This window comes from Pseudarthrobacter sp. MDT1-22 (assembly GCF_054511035.1).
The window spans coordinates 17,904-37,450 of sequence record NZ_JBTNDK010000029.1 but is presented as its reverse complement, the minus strand read 5'-3'; the positions used below and the strand labels follow the sequence as shown (position 1 = coordinate 37,450).

Genomic DNA, 19,547 nt, shown 5'->3' with positions numbered 1-19,547 from the left:
CGCGGAGGCCGGCCTTGACCTGCTGCACGGCCTGGTTGCCGGTGAGTGCGCCCAGGGCGTTGGTGTACCCGCCGGTCTTGTGCTCTTCGGTGAGCTGCTTCCAGAGCTTCTCGGAACCGCGGCGGGCCAGCGTGTGCTCTTCGGAGACGCGGCCGCGGAGCTTGACCACGTCCGAGGCCTTGTAGTCACGGGTCACACCTTCCCAGCGCGGGCTGGAAGCCCACTCGAGCTCCAGGGCGGCGGCCTGCTCTTCGGGCGTCTGCCCGGTGGGCTCAAATGCTGCAGTCATCGTTGTCTCCTTGTTTGCGCTCCGTGTTGTCCTGGCCGGCCGTTCCCTGCGCCTTTGCAGGAAGCGACCGGCTGGACCGGTGCGGTGTAACTTTTCCGTAAGAACAACTCTTCTTCAGATTCAGGCGGCTTTCTAGAGGTAAACCGAGGAAAGAAATGCACTTCTTCACATATTGATAAGAAACGTGTTTGGGCGCTGACGCCTGCCGAACACCATCAGCCGGACGAACCTAAGTCACCCTGCCCAAAGCGGCAGGGTTAACGTCCGGTGGTTTGGGCGCCGTCGTAGGGACGTCCCCGGCCGGGCCGGTAGCACGTCATCGAAATCGGCAAAATCCCAGCCCACAATGCTCCAGCAACTTGCCGCAGCACTGACCGGCAGTATTGATGGCCGCCGGCCGCGGGCCCCCGCCGGGGATAGTGCACCGCTGACCGTGCACCGAAGGCCTTGCCCCCGGCCTTGGTCCGTCACAGTCCCGCCAAGGACGTAAAGTTGACGCGGAAGTTTCCAACGAAGGAGCCTTATGCAGGAACGTATCCGTCACGCCGACATGCACGACCGCAACGATCGTTCGTAAGGCACCGTTTGAAGTCCCCGCCGACCCACGGAATACAAGGGACCGGTGTGAACGGTTGCCGTGTAGGAAACCACTGAACCCGCGGTGCCCCTCAAACCGCCCTTTCGGCTTTGTGCAGGCCCTGCAAAGCACGTTCAGAGCTGAGCGCTACGGAGAGCTGGCCCGTCGTGGCTCCGACGCGTAGGAGCCAAGGTCAAGGCTGGTGTTCATGTCGAGTTTGAAGGTTCCGTAGGGGTTGATGTGGGTCCAGAAGAGTGGGGTGAGGCCGCGGCGGTCTTCGGGTCCAAGCAGCTCGCTGAATTCCTTCTCTTCCAGGATGGTTTGCAACAGCAGGGTGTTGACCAACACCAGAGATGATTGCAGCAGGTGCAGCGCAAGCATGGAGACTTCGGTGGTTTCCCGGTCGGCGCCGGTCAGATCACGGTTCTTGCCGTAGAACACGACGTCATTGCCGCTGTTCCAGTTCTCCACAACCTGCAGGCCCGAGTTGATTTCCCGGCGCAGACTCTCGCTGACAAGGTAATCGGCGGCAAAGATGGTCCGGACAGCGCGGCCGAGTTCCTCGAGGGCCTGGTAGGTGGGGTGCTTTGGCCCGCCGCGGGTAAAGCGGCGCAGGATTGTCTCTGATTCGGCAGTGCCCAGGCGCAATGCCGTGGCGTACTTGACCATCTGGTCGTACTGCTGGGCAATGATGTCCCAGTTGATGGCCCGGCTCAGGACCGGGGTAATCTCCGAATAGATGCTCTCGCTCTCTGCCCGGTAGAGACGGATGGAGCCGATGTTCTTCAACCGGGGCAAGAGCTTGAACCCCAGGAGCTCGGTGAACGCGAATCCCACGATCGAAGCGCCATGGGTATCGACGTAGTTCGCCTCGATCTCGGCCTCGGTATCGTGGCGAAGGACGCCTTCGATCATGGCAGCGACTTCAGAGGAGGAACAGTTCTTCAGCTGCGAGTAGATACACGTCGATTTCTTCTCCACGTGCCAGTAGATCATCACACCGGGCCCGCCGTAGCGGTTATGCCATTCAGTCATGAGATTAGATTCCCAGGAGCCGAACTTCTTCGAGTCCGAGGCGCAGGCGTTTCCCTCGCCCCACCACTGAGGATTTCTGGCCTCAAAGGTCGCGTTGACGACATTCACGATGGCCTGGCGCAGGTTGTCCTTCGTGATGTAGGTTCTGCGCACGTGCCGCAATTCGCGCTCGGTCTCGGAGTGACCACCGGCATCAGCGATTGCCTTGATGCCCATGTTCGTGCCCAGCCCGAACAGGCACAGCAGCAGACGACGGCGCAGCGCGTCCTTGCCAAGGACTTCCCTGGACGCGATCGAGGTGAACCCCGGCGTGAAACCGGCCAGGAAGTCAGCTTCCTTGAGCACTTCGAGAAGGTCCAGGGTTCCCCACCGGGCCAGTACCTCGTCTTTGAGCCGGCCCAGGTTGGCGGGCTCAACGAGTTTTTCCAGCTTGGGTACCTTTATCCAGGCAGCACCCTTTCGCTGGGTAATGCTGACCCCTCCGGCGGCATCCGTCAGGAGAGCACGGTCCAGGGTTTGCAACGACTGGGCCATTCTGGTTTGCAGGTCTGCGATGAAGTGGCCCGGGTCCAAAGGCTTGCGCAGGGATTCATAGTGGAGCTCACGGGAAGCATCGAAGTCCGGGGGCAGATCGTCCTCAGGGTCCCGCCATTTACCGGCACCATCGACGAATACCTCACGCCGGCGCAGCGCGTCCCGTAGAGCAACGAGTACGCACAGCTCGTACGGAATCCGTTCCACCCTGCCCTTCTCGTCCTGGACTGCCGTGACCCAGTTCCTCGGAACTACCCCAGCAATGGGAACACCGTCCTCCGGGCTGAAGTACTGTGCCTTGCTTCCTGCGATCGCGTACTTATTCAAGAGATCGATCGCGTCCATCACCGGCCTAAACGCCGTGTTGTTGCACCGGAACCGCAGTACCGACAGCAACCCCGGCAGCATCCGTCGGTAGTAGTTTGAATACGAACCTCGCAGGACCACCCGGACCTTGCCTTGGAATGCCGTTTCGTTCGCTTTGGCTTCTCTCACAAGCTGCTGGAGTGTCTTCTCGCTCACCACCGGGAAAACCGCGTTCCTGACCGTTTCATCCGGATTCCCCACAGCAGTCTCGGCCAGACGGAAGAGCAGCGCCGTCTTACCGCGGACCATCTGCAAGTCCGCAGTGAGTTCCTTTTCAACCTTCCTCACGGCGCTGGTGTTGATCTTCAGCACCAAGACGAGCAACAGATCAACCAGGCTGTCAGCGATCTCCGCTGTGCGCTGATGACACAACGCAGCCAACAACGTCAGACGCACCGGTCGCGGCGCTTCCCATAAATCTGATGGATACATCCGGGAAGCCCGTGCCCTCCACGCGCTCACGACCTTCTCCGAGATACCGTCAAACAGCGCATCTGGCAGGTCCAAAGCCTGGGTTGCAGCAAGTTTCTCCACTTCAGAAAGGAGCGACTCAAGCCCGGCCGGCCCCGGATCGGACTTCAACGCACCCAGCAGCGAGCCCGGCGAAGCATCGGAAATGAGGGCTTCTAGCCGGGCCGCCCCGCCCGGCCCCAACACTTCAACCACCGTGGAACATAGACGCTGCTCAAACAGTGCCCGAGCAGCGCCAACAATTCGGCCCGTACGACCAGGAGGTTCGATCTTCTCTTGACGGCACCTCGCCAGTAGCGCCTCGGCAATGGCCGGATCCCGTACTTCAGATGGGCACACTCGAAGGGCGAGCCACTGAGAAAAAACAGGCTCATCCGCCCGAGTAAACTCACGGAATCCAAAAAGCGACCGGATCTCGGCGCGGTGATACTTTACCGAGCGGCCGCCCCAGTACGAGGCAAGATCATCAACCGGCACCGAAACCTGCAAGGCAACATAGTCCAAAGCACCTGCAGGAAGCTCAGACGGCCCGGATGGAAACCTCGCATGCTGCTGGAAAAACTTCAGGAGTACAGCGAACCCGGCTCGGGTCACCCCAGACTTTCTCGAGAAAAGGAATGCATCTTCTTCAACCAGCGTCCACGCATCAAGGAGCTCGCTGCTCAGCTCGAAACCCATAAGCCAAACTCAATCACACCTAGATTGCCCCTGGGGACACGCTCAGGAGTACTGGGCCCTAGTCGGGTCCGCAGCGAGTATCTGTTCCCAAATTCCGCGCTCGGCGTCGCCGTTCGTCTTCTGCCAGCCAACGAGCGGTTCGTGGAACTACGTGTTGTATACATAGAGTATGCGATGACTCATTCCACGTAGAGTGTAAAGATGACCATCCCAGCGGAAATCGACACACCCGAGATCATCATCGACCGGCACGTGCTCCAGCGAAATATCGACCGCATGGCAACGGCCGTCCGGGCCAAGGGCCTGCACCTCCGGCCACACGTCAAGACGCACAAAGTGCCCGAAATCGCTGAAATGCAGCTGGCAGCCGGAGCCGTAGGACTGACTGTGGCCACCCTCGGAGAGGCCGAAGTCTTTGCAGAGCACGGGGCCAAAGACATCTTCATCGCGTATCCGCTCTGGATAGGTCCCCGACAGGCTGAACGGCTCCAGCGCCTTGCAGCAAAAGCCAGGATCGCGGTAGGCGTGGACTCACGGGAAGCAGCCGAAACCATGGCCGCGTCGCTCGGCGATGCCGTCGGGGAGATTGAAGTGGTGCTGGAGATCGACAGCGGCCATCACCGCAGCGGGATCGCACCCGACGCCGTCGTCGGCGTCGCCCAGGCCGCAGCGCGGGGTGGGCTGCGCGTCACGGGCATTTTCACGTTCCCAGGGCACAGCTATGCCCCCGGCATGCCGCTGAAGGCTGCGGACGAGGAACGGTTGGCCCTCGGCAAAGCCGCCGATTTGCTCACCGCGGGAGGTTTCCCCATCACCCACCGCAGCGGCGGCTCCACACCCACCGCCACCCTCACCGCCGGCAACTCCGGAGCCACGGAAGTCCGGCCCGGCGTGTACGTTTTCGGGGACGCCCAACAGCTGGAACTGGAACGCTGTGCGGTCGAAGACATCGCACTGACCGTCGCGGCAACAGTCGTCAGCCGCCATGAAGGCACCGACCTCATACCGCGAAGGGTCATCCTGGACTCAGGCAGTAAAATCCTCGGCGGGGACCGGCCTGGCTGGACCACCGGCTTCGGGCGGCTCCTTGACCACCCGGAAGCCCGAATCACCGCACTGTCAGAACACCACGCCACCGTTGTATGGCCAGCGGAGGCAACGCTGCCCGCTCTCGGAGACCGGCTGCGTGTGGTCCCCAATCACGTCTGCATTGCCATGAACCTCGTCGACGACGTCACCGTGATCAGCGGCGGCGAAATCGTGGACCGCTGGCACGTGGCCGCACGCGGACGAAACAAATAAACCCCTGGAAGGCCTCACGGTGGACAGGCCTTGGGCGAGGGCGCAGCAGGGATCTGCCCAAGGATCGCTAGGGCAGGCGGCGCTGACGGGATCGGCGCAGACGGGATCGGCGCAGCCCGGATCCGGGCTGCCAGAACTTCCGCAGTGCTGATCCGGGCAGTGCGGCCACGACGATCGCGGCGAGTGTGAGCAGGGTGCCGAACACGGTTTGCGGATAGATGGCGCTGCCGGCCACTGGCAGCAGCCAGTCCATGAGCAGTGCGCCGATCAGCTGACCGGCGATCATGCTCAGCCCGGTCAGCAGCACGCCGATATGCCGGATCAGCTGGGCGCTCAGGACCAGGTTAATGCAGCCCAGCGCTCCGCCGGTGTAGAGCCAGGGCTCGGCCGGCAGCGTGGGTATCCCCTCGGTAAGGGCGAGTTTCAGCACCCAGATCAGCGCCAGCCCGAGACTGCCGACCACATAGTTAATCAGGGTCCCCGGAATCGGCGACCGAACCTGTGCGGCGATCTTGCCATTTACCGCGTGCTGGAACGTCATCAGGATCCCGGCCAGGACAACCAGTGCGAGCGGGACCAGCATTGCCGCGGGATCCGGCACGCCGGAGAGCCGGGGCGACACCGCCCAGAACACCGCGCCCACCGTGAGCAGCACACCGAGCACCCGCAGCGCCGTAATGGCCCGTTTGCCGCCGGGACCCAGCCCGATGCGGTCCACGGCCAGCCCGCTGACCGTCTGGCCGGTCACCACAGCCACCGTATAAATGGCGATCCCGACGCCTGCGACAAAGCTGGTCTGGGCAAAGATAAAGTACGCGCCGATGACGCCGGCGGCATGGAAGTACCAGGGGATGGTGCCCTCACGGGTGCCGGAGAGGAGTTTCACGAAGGCGGCGCGGCCGCTGGGGAGGACCAGTGTGGCGGCAGCCATGATCAGGGCGGCACCGCCGAAGCTGAACAACCCTGCCAGCAGCGGATCCTGCAGTCGTTGCCCCAGCTCGCCGTTGATCCGGGCCTGCAGTGGCAGGGTCAAGCCTGCGGTGACGGCCAGCGGGATGCCCGCGGCCAGTACGCGTGCTGCCGATCTGAGCTGCGGAACCGCACCGGCACTAACAGCCGAGCGCATCCTAGAAGGCTGCCGGGAAGGCGGTGGCCGGAAGTATCTCGTGTCCGACGCGGTGGCGGGTGTGCAGCATGGTGAAGGTGTTCCCCCGAAGGCAGATGTGATGGATCGTCCGCTACGCCAGGGGGACGCTGAATTTTATCACCGCGGAATCCCGCATGACCTGACTGTCCGGTGAGTCCTTAGAAGCCGAGCTCTGCCTTGAGCGCTGCGACGTGGCCCTGGGCCTTGATCTGGTACTGGGTGAGCGTGACTTTGCCTTCGGCGTCGAGCACCACGGTGGAACGGACCAGGCCGTCAACCACTTCGCCGTTCACGAGTTTTTCGCCCCAGGCGCCGTAGGCCAGCGCCACGGCGTGGTCTTCGTCGGAGAGCAGCGGGAACGTCAGGGCGAAGTCGCCGGTGAAGGCAGCCAGCTTCTCAGGCGCGTCCGGGGAGATACCCAGGACCTCGTAGCCCGAGGACTGCAAGCTGGCGAGGTTGTCGCGGAAGTCGCAGGCCTCGGTGGTGCAGCCGGGGGTGGCGGCTTCCGGGTAGAAGTACACAATGACGTTGCGTCCGCGGTAATCCGAGAGTGAGACCTTATGTCCTTCGGCGTTGAGCAGGGCGAAATCGGGGGCTTGGGTTCCGGCGAGGAGTTTCTGGGTCATGTTTCGATCCTTGACTTGTGGGGCAACCGCCGTGGCCGGCGATCAAATCTATGGGTGCAACGTACTGTCTAGATGCAGTATTCCGCGGGTCCGCGGACCGTGCTGCCCGGTCCGGGCACAAACTGGTAGCCGCCCCCGCGCACCGTGGCGATGGCGTGGCGGGCCGAGCCCAGCTTGCGCCGGACGCGTCCAACATACACGTCGATGGAGCGGAATGCCGCGCCGGGGCAGTCCAGGGATTCCAGGACGCGTTGCAGTTCTTCACGTTGAATCGTCCGCGACTGGTTTTCCACGAGGTACCTCAGGAGGCTGAATTCCATGTGGGTGAAGCTGACCGGTGCGCCGTCCAGAAGGACGGTGTCCGCGGCCAGATCAACTGCCAGGATGCTCCGCCGCCCGGCCAGGGAGACTGGCGGGTCGACGGCGGCGGGGCCGGGTCCGGCGTCGCGCGCCGTTTCTGAAACGGCGGTTCCTGAAACACCAGTGCCGCCGCCGGAAACGTCGGAAACGTCTGAAACCTCGGAAGCGTCCGAATCCTCGACGCCGGACGTTCCGGCCGCGGTCCACAGGTGGACTTCGGCCTCGGGAGCAAGCCGGCGGGCACGTGCCAGGACCGCCTTCGCCGCCTGGGCCCAGACCGCCGGGTCGATGTCCTGGCCTTCACAAGGCTGAAGCCACACCGCCAGGCCGCGCGGCTGAAGCCCTGGCTGGAGGCCCGGCCAGGCGCCGGGATGGGCGCCCGGCCGGGAGCCGGTACGCGGCCGCGGGTACGGGGCGTGGACGTTGACGGCCATCGTGCTGCGCCTCAGACGCCGCCGCGGCGGATCAGCTTGCCGCTGGGCGTGCGGCCGTCGATCTCGTTGCCGCGAAGGAACGTTTTGCGGACGACGCCGGAGAGCGCCTTGCCGTCGTAGGGCGTGATGGGGTTCTTGTGCTTGAGCTTCGTGACGTCCACAACGAACGCGTCGTCCGGCGCGAAGATGGAGAAGTCAGCGTCGTAGCCGAGGGCCAGCTGCCCCTTGTTGTGCAGGCGGGCGAGCTCGGCGGGCTTCTCAGCCATCCAGGAAACCACCTGCTCCAGGGGGATGCCGCGGTGCCGGGCCTCGGTCCAGATCAGCGACAGCCCCAGCTGCAGCGAGGAGACGCCGCCCCAGGCCACGGCGAAGTCGCCGTTCTCCAGGTCCTTCAGATCCAGGGTGGAGGGGGAGTGGTCCGAGACGATGCAGTCGATGGTGCCGTCCTGCAGGCCCTTCCAGAGCAGCTCGCGGTTGGAGGCCTCGCGAATCGGCGGGCAGCACTTGTAGGCGGTGGCGCCGTCGGGGATTTCCTCGGCCATCAGGGTGAGGTAGTGGGGGCACGTCTCCACGGTGAGGTGGACGCCGTCGCGCTTTGCACTCGCGATCATAGGCAACGCGTCCGACGACGAGAGGTGCAGGATGTGGGCGCGGGCGCCGGTCCAGCGGGCGCGCTCGATGACCTCGGCGATTGCCTTGTTCTCGGCGCCGCGCGGGCGGGAGGCCAGGAACGTTTCGTAGTGGTCGCCGCCGGGGTGCGGGGCGCGGTCGATCGCGTGGGAGTCCTCGGCGTGGACGATCATGAGGGAGTCGAAGGACTTGAGCTCGGCCATGTCCTCCTCCATCTCGTCCGCTTCGAGGTGCGGGAACTCGTCCACGCCGGAGTGCAGCAGGAAGCACTTGAATCCGAACACGCCCTCGTCATGCAGGCCGCGGAGGTCCTTCTTGTTGCCCGGTACGGCGCCGCCCCAGAATCCAACGTCCACAAACGCCTGGTCCTCGGCCACCTCGCGCTTGAGCTTGAGGCCTTCCACCGTGGTGGTGGGCGGGATGGAGTTCAGCGGCATGTCGATGATGGTGGTGACACCGCCGGCGGCGGCTGCACGAGTGGCGGAGGCGAAGCCCTCCCACTCGGTACGGCCAGGCTCGTTGACGTGGACGTGCGTGTCCACGAGGCCGGGGATGAGGGTTTCGTCGTCCGCCAGGTCAATGACCTGCGTGCCGGTGAGGCCGTTGCCGAACGGCTCGATGGCGACGATCACGCCGCCGCGGATGCCTACTTCACGGGCGGTGATGCCTGCGGTGGTGAGGATGCGCTGGCCGCGGATGACCAGGTCAAACGCGCCGGCCGCCGGGGTGGTTTCTTCAGACATGGATGTTCTCCTTGGTGTCGGTACGCGCTGCACTCTTAGGCAGGTGCACTCCGATGTGCTTACCTAATTCTTCAAGCAGGGGGCCTGCTTCGGCCATACATTTCTCTACATTGGACTCAAAATCGGTCAGGGCGTGAACCGCCGTGAACCCGGCTTCCGCAAGCTGTTCCGGGCTCAGCGTACTGCGGCCGCAGACGGCAATCACAGGGATTCCGGCACGAGCCGCGGCGCGGGCCACACCCATGGGCGTCTTGCCGAGTAGGCTCTGCTCGTCCAGGCTGCCTTCGCCGGTGATCACCAGGTCCGCGCCGGCCAGCCGCTGCTCCAGTTCAGTGAATTCGAGCACGACGTCGATGCCTGGCCTGCGTGCCGCGGCCAGCGCCGCGATGGCAATATAGCCGACGCCCCCGGCCGCGCCCGCGCCGGGTGCGACGGCGGCCCGCTCGGCTCGGATGCCGATCTCGCCGGCGAGGACCGAGACGAAGTTCGCCAAGGCGGCGTCGAGGGCGACGACGTCACTCGGGGTCGCGCCCTTCTGCGGTCCGAAGATCGCGGCGGCGCCGCTGGGCCCCAGCAGGGGATTGTCGACGTCGGATGCCAGGGTGAAGCGGGCATCCTCCAGCCGGACGTCCAGGCCGGAGAAATCGATCCGGTCCAGGCGTGCCAGGGCGGCCCCGCCGCCCGGGAGCTCGTTGCCCTCTTTGTCGAGGAAGACCGCGCCGAGGCCCTGCAGGACGCCGGCGCCGCCGTCGGTGTTGGCGCTGCCGCCAACGCCCAGGATGATCTGCCGGCAGCCCAGGTCCAGGGCGGCACGGATGAGTTCTCCGGTGCCCAGGCTGGTGGCAGTGGTGGCCGTTCCGGAGTCCGGGCCGCCGCCGTGGATGACAGAGGGCAGCAGTGCGAGACCGGAAGCCGCGGCCATTTCGATCACGGCTTCCCGGCCGCGGACTGCGAAGTCGGCCCGGACCGGCTGTCCCGTCGGGCCGATGACGGTGGCGGTCCGGCGGGTGAAGCCGGAGCCGACGGCGGCGTCGAGAGTGCCCTCGCCGCCGTCGGCCACCGGAATGAGTGTGGCCTCAAGGTCCGTCGCAGCTGACTGCAGTCCCGCGCTCAGGCGGCTGGCGACGTCGGGGGCGGACAGCGAGCCCTTGAACTTGTCCGGGGCGATGACCACGCGCATTCCGGTACCTCCTCTCAGTTCTGTTCTAGTCCAGCAGGGCGATGATCGAAGTGGGGGCGTCCGCGCCGCGGGCGGCCAGGTCCTCGAACTCGTTCACGGCGTTGATTTCCACGCCCATGGAGATGTTGGTGACCTTTTCCAGGATCACTTCAACCACCACGGGAACCTTGAATTCGCCCATCAGCGCCTTGGCCTTGTCGAACGCGGCCGGCAGATCGGACGGGTTTTCAACCCGGATGGCCTTGCAGCCCAGGCCCTCGGCCACCTTGACATGGTCCACACCGTAGCCGTTGGTCTCCGGGGAGTTGATGTTCTCGAACGCCAGGGACACGTTCTGTTCCATCTCGAAGCCGCGCTGCGACTGGCGGATCAGTCCCAGGTACGAGTTGTTCACCACCACGTGGATGTACGGCAGGTTGAACTGCGCACCTACGGCCAGCTCTTCGATCATGAACTGGAAGTCGTAGTCACCGGACAGGGCAACAACGGTCTCGTCCGGCTTGCCGCGGACTACGCCCAGGGCGGCCGGGGCGGTCCAGCCCAGGGGGCCTGCCTGGCCGGCGTTGATCCACTGGCGCGGGCCGAAAACGTGTAGCAGCTGTGCGCCGGCGATCTGCGACAGGCCGATGGTGGACACATAGGTGGTGTCCTTGCCGAAGGCTTTGTTCATTTCCTCGTACACACGCTGCGGCTTGATCGGCACGTTCTCGAAGTGCGTCTTGCGCTGCAGGGAGCCCTTGCGTGCGGTGCATTCGAACACCCAGCCGGAGTAGTCCGGCAGGGACTTCGCTGCCTGGCGCTCGCGTGCCAGCTCAATCAGCCCGTCCAGCGCCGCACCGGCGTCGGACGCTATGCCCAGGTCCGGCGAGAACACGCGGCCGATCTGGGTGGGCTCGATGTCGATGTGCACGAACTTGCGGCCGGCCGTGTAGGTGTCCAGGCCGCCGGTGTGGCGGTTGGCCCAGCGGTTGCCGATGCCGATGACGAAGTCGGAGGCCAGCATGGTCTCGTTGCCGTAGCGGTGGCTGGTCTGCAGGCCCACCATGCCGGCCATCAGCACGTGGTCGTCCGGGATGGTGCCCCAGCCCATCAGGGTGGGGATGACCGGAACATTCAGCAGTTCGGCCAGTTCCACCAGCTGCGCGGAGGCGCCGGCGTTGATGATGCCGCCACCGGCCACGATCAGCGGGCGCTCGGCTGCGGTCAGCATGTCCAGGGCCTTTTCCAGCTGGTTGCGGCTGGCCGTGGGCTTCTGGACAACGATGGGCTCGTAGGCGTCGATGTCGAATTCGATCTCGGCCATCTGCACGTCGAACGGCAGGTCCAGCAGGACCGGGCCCGGACGGCCGGAGCGCATCAGCTGGAAAGCCTTCTGGAAGGCGCCCGGAACCTGGCCGGGTTCCATCACGGTCATGGCCATCTTGGTGACGGGGGCGGCGATGGTCTGGATGTCCACGGCCTGGAAGTCTTCCTTGTGCAGCTTGGCCACGGGTGCCTGGCCGGTGATGCAGAGCATGGGGATGGAATCCGCCCAGGCCGCGTACAGGCCGGTGATCATGTCGGTGCCGGCAGGGCCCGAGGTGCCGATGCAGATGCCGATGTTGCCATCCTTGGCCCGGGAGTAGCCGTCTGCCATGTGGCTGGCGCCTTCAACGTGGCGGGCCAGCGTGTGGCGGACGCCGCCATTCTTCCGCATTGCCGAGTAGAACGGGTTGATTGCCGCTCCTGGCAGGCCGAACGCCTCGATGGCGCCTTCCTTCACCAGGATCGCGACGGCAGCGTCAACGGTGCGCATCTTAGTCATTGTGTACTCCTTGAAAAGTCTGTTTTTGGGTGTGCTGAAGGGAGGCCCGGCGAAACCATCGCGGGGCACTGTGGGCGAGCCGGCGTCGTAAATTACGACGGCGGCCGGCGTGTCCGTGTCGAAGTGCCCCGTCACCGGATCCGGTGGTTGAGCCTGTCGAAACCTACTTGCGGCCGGAAAGCTGCAGGACCTGCTTGAAGAGACCGGAGTGGTCGAGACCGCCGTCGCCCTGGTTGACGGTTGCGGCGACGAGCTGTGCGACGACGGCGCCGAGGGGGACGGCGACGTTGGCTTCGCGGGCTGCCGACGTGACGATGCCGAGGTCCTTGTGGTGGAGGGCCAGGCGGAAACCGGGGTCGAAGTTGCGGTCGAGCATCTTCTGGCCCTTCTGGTCGAGGACCTTGGAGCCGGCCAGGCCGCCGCCGAGGACCTTGAGGGCCGCGTCGGTGTCCACGCCGTAGGCCTCAAGGAAGGCAATGGCTTCGCCGAGGACCTGGATGTTGACGGCCACGATCAGCTGGTTGGCTGCCTTGACGGTCTGGCCGGAGCCGGAGGGGCCCACATGGACGATGGTCTTGCCGACGGCGGTGAGGACGGGCTGTGCTGCCTCGAAGTCGGCTGCCTCGCCGCCCACCATGATGGAGAGAACGGCGTTGATGGCGCCCTGTTCGCCGCCGGAGACCGGGGCGTCGAGGGGGCGGATGCCGGCTTCCTTTGCATCGTCAGCGAGGCGCTTGGCGACATCCGGGCGGATGCTGCTGGCGTCGATCCACAAGGTGCCCTTCTTCGCGTTGGCGAAGACGCCGTCTTTGCCGCTGACGACGCCCTCGACATCGGGGGAGTCTGGCACCATGGTGATGACGACATCGGCGTCCTTGACGGCGTCCGCGATGCTCGTGGCCCCCTGGCCGCCTTCGGAGACGAGTTTGTCGATCTTGTCCTGGCTGCGGTTGAAGCCGGTGACGGTGTGGCCGGCCTTGACGAGGTTAATGGCCATGGGGAGGCCCATGATTCCGAGTCCGATGACTGCAACGTTGCTCATTGTGGTTCCTTTACTGAAAGTCTGTTGGTGTTGCTGATTCCGGTGGTTGAGCTTGTCGAAACCTAGCGGCTGGCGCGCTGGCGGATGGCCCAGCTGAAGGCGGTTTCCGCCGGTTCCTTGTATTCGAGGCCGATGTAGCCGTCGTAGCCGAGTGCGCGGCTGCGGGCGATCCATTCGCCGAGGGGAAGCTCGCCGGTTCCGGGAGCCCCGCGGCCGGGGTTGTCGGCAATCTGGATGTGGCCGAAGTCCTTGGCATGGTTTTCGATGACGGCTGCGACGTCGTCGCCGTTGACTGCCAGGTGGTAGAAGTCCGCGAGGAGCTTGATGTTCTCTGCGCCGGATTCAGCCTTGACGCGGGAGATCACCTTGAGGGCGTCCGCTGCCGTGAGGAGCGGGTACTTGGCGGCGCCGCTGACGGGTTCGAGGAGGACGGTGCCGCCGATGCCTGCGACGCCGGCAGCTGCCGCGGCGAGGTTTTCGGCGCCGATGGCGTCCTGCTTCTCGGCCGATTCGCCGTCCACGCGGTTGCCGTAGAGGGCGTTGAAGGCCTTGCAGCCGAGGTGCTCGCCGATGCCTGCGACGACATCGATGTTGTCCAGGAATTCGGTGGAGCGGGCGGGCCAGGAAACGAGGCCGCGGTCGCCGCCGGGCATATTGCCGGCGTTGAAGTTCAGGCCCGTGAGCTGGACGCCGGCGTCCTTGATGGCGTTCTCAAACCCGGTGACCTGGGCGTCCGTAGGGACGGAGGTGTCGAAGGGCCACCAGAACTCGACGGCGTCAAAACCGGCAGCCTTCGCGGCTGCGGGACGCTCGAGCAGGGGAAGCTCCGTCAAGAGGATGGAGCAGTTCACTGTGTACGTCATCGTAGGTCCTTCCGAGGAGGGGCTTTGATCTATCTTCTCCGCTGCTTCACCCTTATCGAGTTTCCGCTTTGTGGAATTTAGATTCTGCTTTATGAAAAGTTTAGGGAAGGTGAGGGCGGGAGTCAAGGGGGCGGGTTGGGAGGGGGTTGGGACAGCAAACTCTTCCCGTCCGGGCATAAGAAACGGGCGACTCTTGGCAGAGCCGCCCGTTCGATTGATCGTACTTAGTGCCGCTTGAAGGCGTGCCTGATCTTTTCGCCCGCCTGCTTGAGGTCGGCCCGAACTGCGCGGGCCTTGCCTTCGGCCCTCATGCGGTCGTTGCCGCTGACCTCACCGGCGGCCTTCTTTCCCTTGCCGTGGAGCCTCTCCGCGGCGTTGTGGATCCTGTCACCCAAACCCATTGCGGTCCTCCTTGTGGTGCGGCCGGTTCGGCTGATTGCCGCCTATGCCGCCACTTAAATTGTAGAAAGGAATGGCCCCCACGGACCGGTGGGCAGCCTAAAAGATCTGCGGGAATGCGGGGGATCGAGGTAGTTCTGGTACCGGCCTCGCGGCTCAGTCCGGCCTTCAGCGACGCCGACGCCGGCGGGCTAATTCCCCGACGGCCGCGCCTGCCAGCCCGATGGCCAATGCCAGGAGGACGGTCGGGCCGGCCCCGCCGTCGGGTCCGAGCGTGGCCGTCAGGATCTGCCGGATCATCAGGGCCATCTCCTGCGGGTCCCGCTCCGGCAATCGTGTGCCCAGGACGTAATTGACGGAGATGAACAACGCCGGAACCACCCACAGAGCCGCCAGGTTCCCCGCCCACTCGCCGACCCACGAGCCAAAGGGCACGGCGACGAGACCAACACCCAGGGCTGTCAAAGCCCTGGACTTCGCCGCGATGAGCAGGAGCGCCACCAGGCCCGCGACGATAGCGGCTAGCACCCCTGCGAGCAGCCCGGCGAAATAGACGCCTGACATCGCTCCGCCCGCCAAGCCGGCGTCGAGCACTGAAAACGCCTGAACCGTCATCGTGGCCTGCACCGCGAGAACGCCGCCGGCCGCACACCAGACAACCAGCCGTCGTCGGGCGGGTGACCAGAGCCGCACTGCCAGGCCAGCGGCTGCCCTTCGCACGGTCATCTGCTGCGGCAACACTCCCGCGCCCCAAAGGTTCTGCAGAGGAAGCTGCGCGCCGGTGACCAGCCACGGGGCCAGCCCAAGCAACCCGCCAGGAGCCCGAGCAACAGGGCGAGGGCTACGTCCTTGCCGATGGCGTGGGGTGGCATTTCGGCGCCAGAGGCAGGCCGGCACCAGGCACCGCCCGCCAAACGTCAGACGGTCCGCGGCGCCTTGGCCAGGGTCTCGCTGAGTTCAGCAGCGTTCTGCCGCACCACATTCGCCGGACGGCCCGGCTCCGCGCGCCAGCTCTCGGAGAGCGGGCCGAGGTCCACCGTGTCGAAGCCGAACTCGTCATATAGCTTCGTCACGAGCTCGCTGGCCTCGGCATTGTCGCTCGCGGTGGCCAGAGCGCGGCGGTTCGGGGTGCCGGGAGGCGTGCCGTCCGTGGTGATCTCGCTGTACCGGATGTGGTTGAAGCCCTTCGCCACCTTGGACGTGGGCAGGTGTTCCTGCACCAGCGCGGAGGACGTGGTTTCGCCGGCGTCGAGGGCCGGAACATGGCCGTCGCGCTTCCAGTAGTAGTTGCCGGTATCGATCACGATCTTCCCCGTGAGCGGCTCCACGGGGATGCTGCCGAGGCTCCTGAAAGGAATGGTCACGACGGCGCAATCGCCCGCCGCTGCTGCTTCGGCCGGCGTCGCGGCCCGGGCACGGGGTCCCAGTTCCGCCACGAGTGCGGCCAGCGTTTCGGGGTGGCGGGAATTGCTGATCACCACGTCGTAGCCGAGTTCCACCGCTTTGCGGGCAACCTGGCTGCCAATGTGTCCTGCGCCGATGATTCCGATGATTCCGATGGTTGTCATATCCGGGGCAACACCGGCGCCCGCAGGGATATTTCGTTCGTTACGCCCTGCGACGGCATGCCAAGGCTAAGTCTCTACGGAAGGGGGAAGCAACGTTTCTCTCTGGCGGGAGAGCCGGTTCCCGGACACACCGTGATCAACGTAGAGGTCATCGCGTAGGACGCCGGCGGCCAGAAGATCCGCCTACTGCCGGTCGGTGGACTGCTGCCGCGTCGAAACGCGTGCATAACCGATCAGTTTCGTCATGGACTGCTCCGACGTGTCTCGTAGCTAGCGGTGGATACAGCGATTCAACCAGAGGGTTGTGAGACATAGTTACGAGAATCGCTGGCCGCGGACGAACTCGTACGATTGTGTCATTTTCAGAAGTCGTCTGCACGGAATTTCTGAAGTCCCCTGCACTCGTCCCCAGTTGGGGTTCCCGTGCGCGCAATCCGGAGGCTGAGCGAGAACTTTTCCGAGTGGGGCAAATGTCGAGGATCCACGTGCGCCGCCGACAGAGGCAGTGCCCGCCCCGCGCGGCCGCAGGTTTCGCTGTCCGTTGGAAGGCCCGACCTACTGGAAGGGTGTCCAGAGGATCACGGGACCTGGGGATGCACGGTGCTGGTGGGTCGTAGTGCGATGAGTGGAACGGAAAGTTCCGAGCTGCTCTCGGTCGTCTTGAATGATTCTGTAGTAGCCGACGAGTCCTCGGCTAATTCTCAGTGAAGTCACCGTCCTTGGACTGCAGATGGGTGCCTGTTATTTACCCGCAGTATGCGCCGGTGGAGGCGCTGTGGACCAGCTTGGCGTACTTGGCGAGCACACCCTTGGTGAACTTGGCCGGGAGGGGCTCCCAGCCGATCTTGCGGGATTCGAGCTCGGCCTGGTCAACCAGCAGGTCGAAGCTGCGGGCCGCGATGTCCACGCGGATCCGGTCCCCGTCCTTGACGAAGGCGATGGGGCCGCCGTCCACAGCTTCAGGGGCCACGTGGCCTATGCAGAGGCCGGTGGTTCCGCCGGAGAAGCGGCCGTCGGTCAGGAGCAGGACATCCTTGCCCAGCCCGGCACCCTTGATGGCGCCGGTGATGGCGAGCATTTCGCGCATGCCCGGCCCACCCTTCGGGCCTTCGTAGCGGATCACCACCACGTCGCCCTTGTGGATGGCGCCGTTGTCCAGCGCATCCAGTGCGCCCTGTTCGCGCTCGAACACCCGGGCGGTGCCCTCGAAGACGTCGGCGTCGAACCCTGCGCTCTTGACCACGGCACCTTCGGGCGCCATGGAGCCGTGCAGGATGGTGATGCCGCCGGTCTTGTGGATCGGGTTGTCCAGCGCACGGAGGATCTTGCCGTCCAGGTCCGGCGGGTTGATGGCCGCCAGGTTTTCGGCCACGGTCTTGCCGGTGACGGTGAGGCAGTCACCGTGCAGCAGGCCGGCGTCGAGCAGTGCACGCATGATGACCGGCACGCCGCCGATCCTGTCGACGTCGGTCATGACGTAGCGGCCGAAGGGCTTCAGGTCGCCCAGGTGCGGGATCTTGTCGCCGATGCGGTTGAAGTCCTCCAGGTTCAGCTCGACTTCAGCTTCGCGGGCGATGGCCAGGAGGTGCAGGACGGCGTTGGTGGAGCCACCGAATGCCATGGTGACGGCGATGGCATTCTCGAACGCCTTTTTGGTCATGATGTCCCGGGCGGTGATGCCAAGGCGGAGCAGGTTGACCACTGCCTCGCCGGACTTGCGCGCAAACTGATCACGACGGCGGTCGGCCGAGGGCGGGGCGGCCGAGCCGGGCAGCGACATGCCCAGTGCCTCGCCGACGCAGGCCATGGTGTTGGCGGTGTACATGCCGCCGCAGGCGCCTTCGCCGGGGCAGATGGCGCGCTCGATGCGGTCAAGGTCGCCGAGGCTCATCTTGCCGGCGGCGCAGGCGCCGACGGCCTCGAAGGCGTCGATGAGGGTGACTTCCTTTTCGGAGCCGTCCTCCAGCTTGACCCAGCCCGGCATGATGGAGCCGGCATAGACGAAGACGCTGGCCAGGTCCAGGCGGGCGGCTGCCATGAGCATTCCGGGGAGGGACTTGTCGCAGCCGGCCAGGAGGACCGAGCCGTCGATGCGCTCGGCCTGCATGACGGTTTCGACGGAGTCGGCGATGACTTCGCGGGAGACCAGGGAGAAGTGCATGCCTTCGTGGCCCATGGAGATGCCGTCGGAGACGGAGATGGTGCCGAACTGCATCGGGAAACCGCCGCCTGCGTGGACACCTTCCTTGGCGCTCTGGGCGAGACGGTTCAGGGACAGGTTGCAGGGAGTGATTTCGTTCCAGGAGCTTGCCACGCCGATCTGGGGTTTGGCGAAGTCATCGTCGCCCATACCCACAGCGCGGAGCATGCCACGCGCGGGGGCCGCATGAATGCCGTCGGTAACCACCCGGCTGCGGGGCTTGAGGTCCACTAATTGTGATGGTTGCATATCTTTCCTCCGGTGTTGATTTGAAGCTACGTATCGCACTGAACGCGTTGGGCAATGGGACGCGTCGAGGTTTGGGCAAGGGTCAAGGGTTGCAATATTCGCAAAAACGCGGGTCAGCGCGTGGTGGGTCGGTTACGTCGCGGGTGGAGCGGTGCCCGCAGGTGAGGCATCCATGAATCTCGGCGCGGGTCTCGCTCGTTGGCTCGCCGCAGCCCGTGCACGGGAGTCCTGCCACTCGCTCCACTTTCCAGAATCCCGGGGTGCCGCAGGCCGGACATCTGGAGCGAAGCTTCTGTGCAAGGTCTTCGGCCGCGAGACGGATGGTTTCCATGCGCGTCGGATTGGCGTTGGCACGCATGTCTGTCTCGAGAAAAACCTTGCCCTTGGCCGATCGGGCCAGCGCCCTCGAAAAGGCGAGCTCCAGCTCGGGCCAGGCGGCGATTCCCTTACGGATGCGGGGGTCGTGTCCGCCGTCCGGGCGAACGACCAGATGGTGTTCGGGGAATTTCGATTCACGGGCGAACGTTTGGGCCTCCGCCCAGTCCGCCGTCTGCAGGTGGGAGAAGTTCGTCTTGCCTTCGGCTATTCCAACGACCTCCAGCTCGCGCTCACCGTCGATCCAGATCATGAGTTCGATGTTCCAGGGGAACATCCCCATGTATGGATCCGGGCCAAACGAGCCCTCGTTGGCGATACCCAGCGGCAATCCCAACAATTCCATGCCCACCTGCGCCTTCTTACGCGCAGCCTCGAGCTGTGTGCCGGCGCGGGGAATGTCACGGGTGAAAGTACCGAGCAGATCCGTGTCGTAGCCCGTGACGTGTTCGAGCCGGCAGCCGAGCGCACGCTCGAGCACCGGGACGATCACCCGTTCCTTGCCATGCTGGGTAAGCAGAGAAATCCGTTCACCGGAATAGGCGGAAAGAAGGGTTGAATTGCCGGAATCAATACTGGTCATAACTGACCTTTCACTCTGAGCGCGAACTGCTGGAACTGTCGCAGCACACCCGAAAGGTAGGCATGATTAGTTAGAAAAGAACCGGCGGCCGC

The 19,547-nt window shown here is 64.8% G+C and carries 15 protein-coding genes and 2 pseudogenes; 1 reads left to right on the top strand and 16 read right to left on the bottom strand.

The features are described from left to right. Together ACX80M_RS17985 and ACX80M_RS17980 are read right to left on the bottom strand one after the other, a co-directional pair. Positions 1 to 289 (bottom strand): annotated as a pseudogene (locus tag ACX80M_RS17985) (isocitrate lyase); the annotation flags it as partial. Between the two features lie 724 nt (positions 290 to 1,013). Continuing rightward, a complete protein-coding gene (locus tag ACX80M_RS17980) occupies positions 1,014 to 3,950 on the bottom strand; it encodes a Tn3 family transposase (RefSeq protein ID WP_252614958.1) in 2,937 nt (978 codons plus the stop codon). Between the two features lie 201 nt (positions 3,951 to 4,151). On the opposite strand from ACX80M_RS17980, the gene ACX80M_RS17975 reads away from it, so the two are divergent. Then, positions 4,152 to 5,252: a D-TA family PLP-dependent enzyme gene (locus ACX80M_RS17975; RefSeq protein ID WP_252614957.1), complete on the top strand. Its 1,101-nt coding sequence runs from the start codon at positions 4,152 to 4,154 to the stop codon at positions 5,250 to 5,252. Between the two features lie 67 nt (positions 5,253 to 5,319). Here the strand turns inward: ACX80M_RS17975 and ACX80M_RS17970 are convergent, their stop codons facing one another. The 14 genes and pseudogenes from ACX80M_RS17970 to ACX80M_RS17905 form a co-directional block, all read right to left on the bottom strand. Then, positions 5,320 to 6,378: a DMT family transporter gene (locus ACX80M_RS17970; RefSeq protein ID WP_252614956.1), complete on the bottom strand. Its 1,059-nt coding sequence runs from the start codon at positions 6,376 to 6,378 to the stop codon at positions 5,320 to 5,322. A 179-nt stretch (positions 6,379 to 6,557) separates the two neighbouring features. Beyond that, the gene (gene bcp, locus ACX80M_RS17965; protein WP_459310103.1) at positions 6,558 to 7,025 is read right to left on the bottom strand and encodes a thioredoxin-dependent thiol peroxidase; all 468 of its coding nucleotides are present in this window, start codon (positions 7,023 to 7,025) and stop codon (positions 6,558 to 6,560) included. A gap of 68 nt (positions 7,026 to 7,093) precedes the next feature. Next, a complete protein-coding gene (locus ACX80M_RS17960; protein ID WP_252603550.1) occupies positions 7,094 to 7,819 on the bottom strand; it encodes a winged helix-turn-helix domain-containing protein in 726 nt (241 codons plus the stop codon). An 11-nt stretch (positions 7,820 to 7,830) separates the two neighbouring features. Further along, positions 7,831 to 9,192, bottom strand: a complete 1,362-nt coding sequence (gene allB, locus ACX80M_RS17955; RefSeq protein WP_252603548.1) for an allantoinase AllB — start codon at positions 9,190 to 9,192, stop codon at positions 7,831 to 7,833. Next, the gene (locus ACX80M_RS17950; protein WP_252614955.1) at positions 9,185 to 10,372 is read right to left on the bottom strand and encodes a glycerate kinase; all 1,188 of its coding nucleotides are present in this window, start codon (positions 10,370 to 10,372) and stop codon (positions 9,185 to 9,187) included. The genes allB and ACX80M_RS17950 overlap by 8 nt, the downstream gene beginning before the upstream one ends. Positions 10,373 to 10,397: 25 nt before the next feature. Then, positions 10,398 to 12,176, bottom strand: a complete 1,779-nt coding sequence (gene gcl, locus ACX80M_RS17945; protein WP_252614954.1) for a glyoxylate carboligase — start codon at positions 12,174 to 12,176, stop codon at positions 10,398 to 10,400. A gap of 163 nt (positions 12,177 to 12,339) precedes the next feature. Next, the gene (locus ACX80M_RS17940; protein WP_256473090.1) at positions 12,340 to 13,392 is read right to left on the bottom strand and encodes a 2-hydroxy-3-oxopropionate reductase; all 1,053 of its coding nucleotides are present in this window, start codon (positions 13,390 to 13,392) and stop codon (positions 12,340 to 12,342) included. Beyond that, a complete protein-coding gene (locus tag ACX80M_RS17935) occupies positions 13,281 to 14,081 on the bottom strand; it encodes a hydroxypyruvate isomerase family protein (protein ID WP_252614953.1) in 801 nt (266 codons plus the stop codon). Before ACX80M_RS17935 ends, ACX80M_RS17940 begins: the two co-directional genes overlap by 112 nt. Before the next feature lie 224 nt (positions 14,082 to 14,305). Beyond that, on the bottom strand, positions 14,306 to 14,482 hold the full coding sequence (locus ACX80M_RS17930; RefSeq protein ID WP_056340807.1) for a CsbD family protein: 177 nt from the start codon (positions 14,480 to 14,482) through the stop codon (positions 14,306 to 14,308). A 166-nt stretch (positions 14,483 to 14,648) separates the two neighbouring features. Beyond that, the gene (locus ACX80M_RS17925; protein ID WP_459310102.1) at positions 14,649 to 15,200 is read right to left on the bottom strand and encodes a hypothetical protein; all 552 of its coding nucleotides are present in this window, start codon (positions 15,198 to 15,200) and stop codon (positions 14,649 to 14,651) included. Between the two features lie 197 nt (positions 15,201 to 15,397). Beyond that, positions 15,398 to 16,048 (bottom strand): NADPH-dependent F420 reductase, encoded by a 651-nt coding sequence (locus tag ACX80M_RS17920; RefSeq protein ID WP_459310101.1) that lies wholly within the window; start codon positions 16,046 to 16,048, stop codon positions 15,398 to 15,400. Positions 16,049 to 16,153: 105 nt separating this feature from the next. Continuing rightward, a pseudogene (locus tag ACX80M_RS17915) lies at positions 16,154 to 16,294 on the bottom strand (recombinase family protein); the annotation flags it as partial. Positions 16,295 to 16,793: 499 nt separating this feature from the next. Continuing rightward, positions 16,794 to 18,497: a dihydroxy-acid dehydratase gene (gene ilvD / locus ACX80M_RS17910; protein ID WP_459310100.1), complete on the bottom strand. Its 1,704-nt coding sequence runs from the start codon at positions 18,495 to 18,497 to the stop codon at positions 16,794 to 16,796. 82 nt (positions 18,498 to 18,579) lie between these two features. After that, complete coding sequence (locus ACX80M_RS17905) at positions 18,580 to 19,455, bottom strand: DUF6671 family protein (protein WP_252614951.1); 876 nt, start codon at positions 19,453 to 19,455, stop codon at positions 18,580 to 18,582. Positions 19,456 to 19,547: the final 92 nt, after the last annotated feature.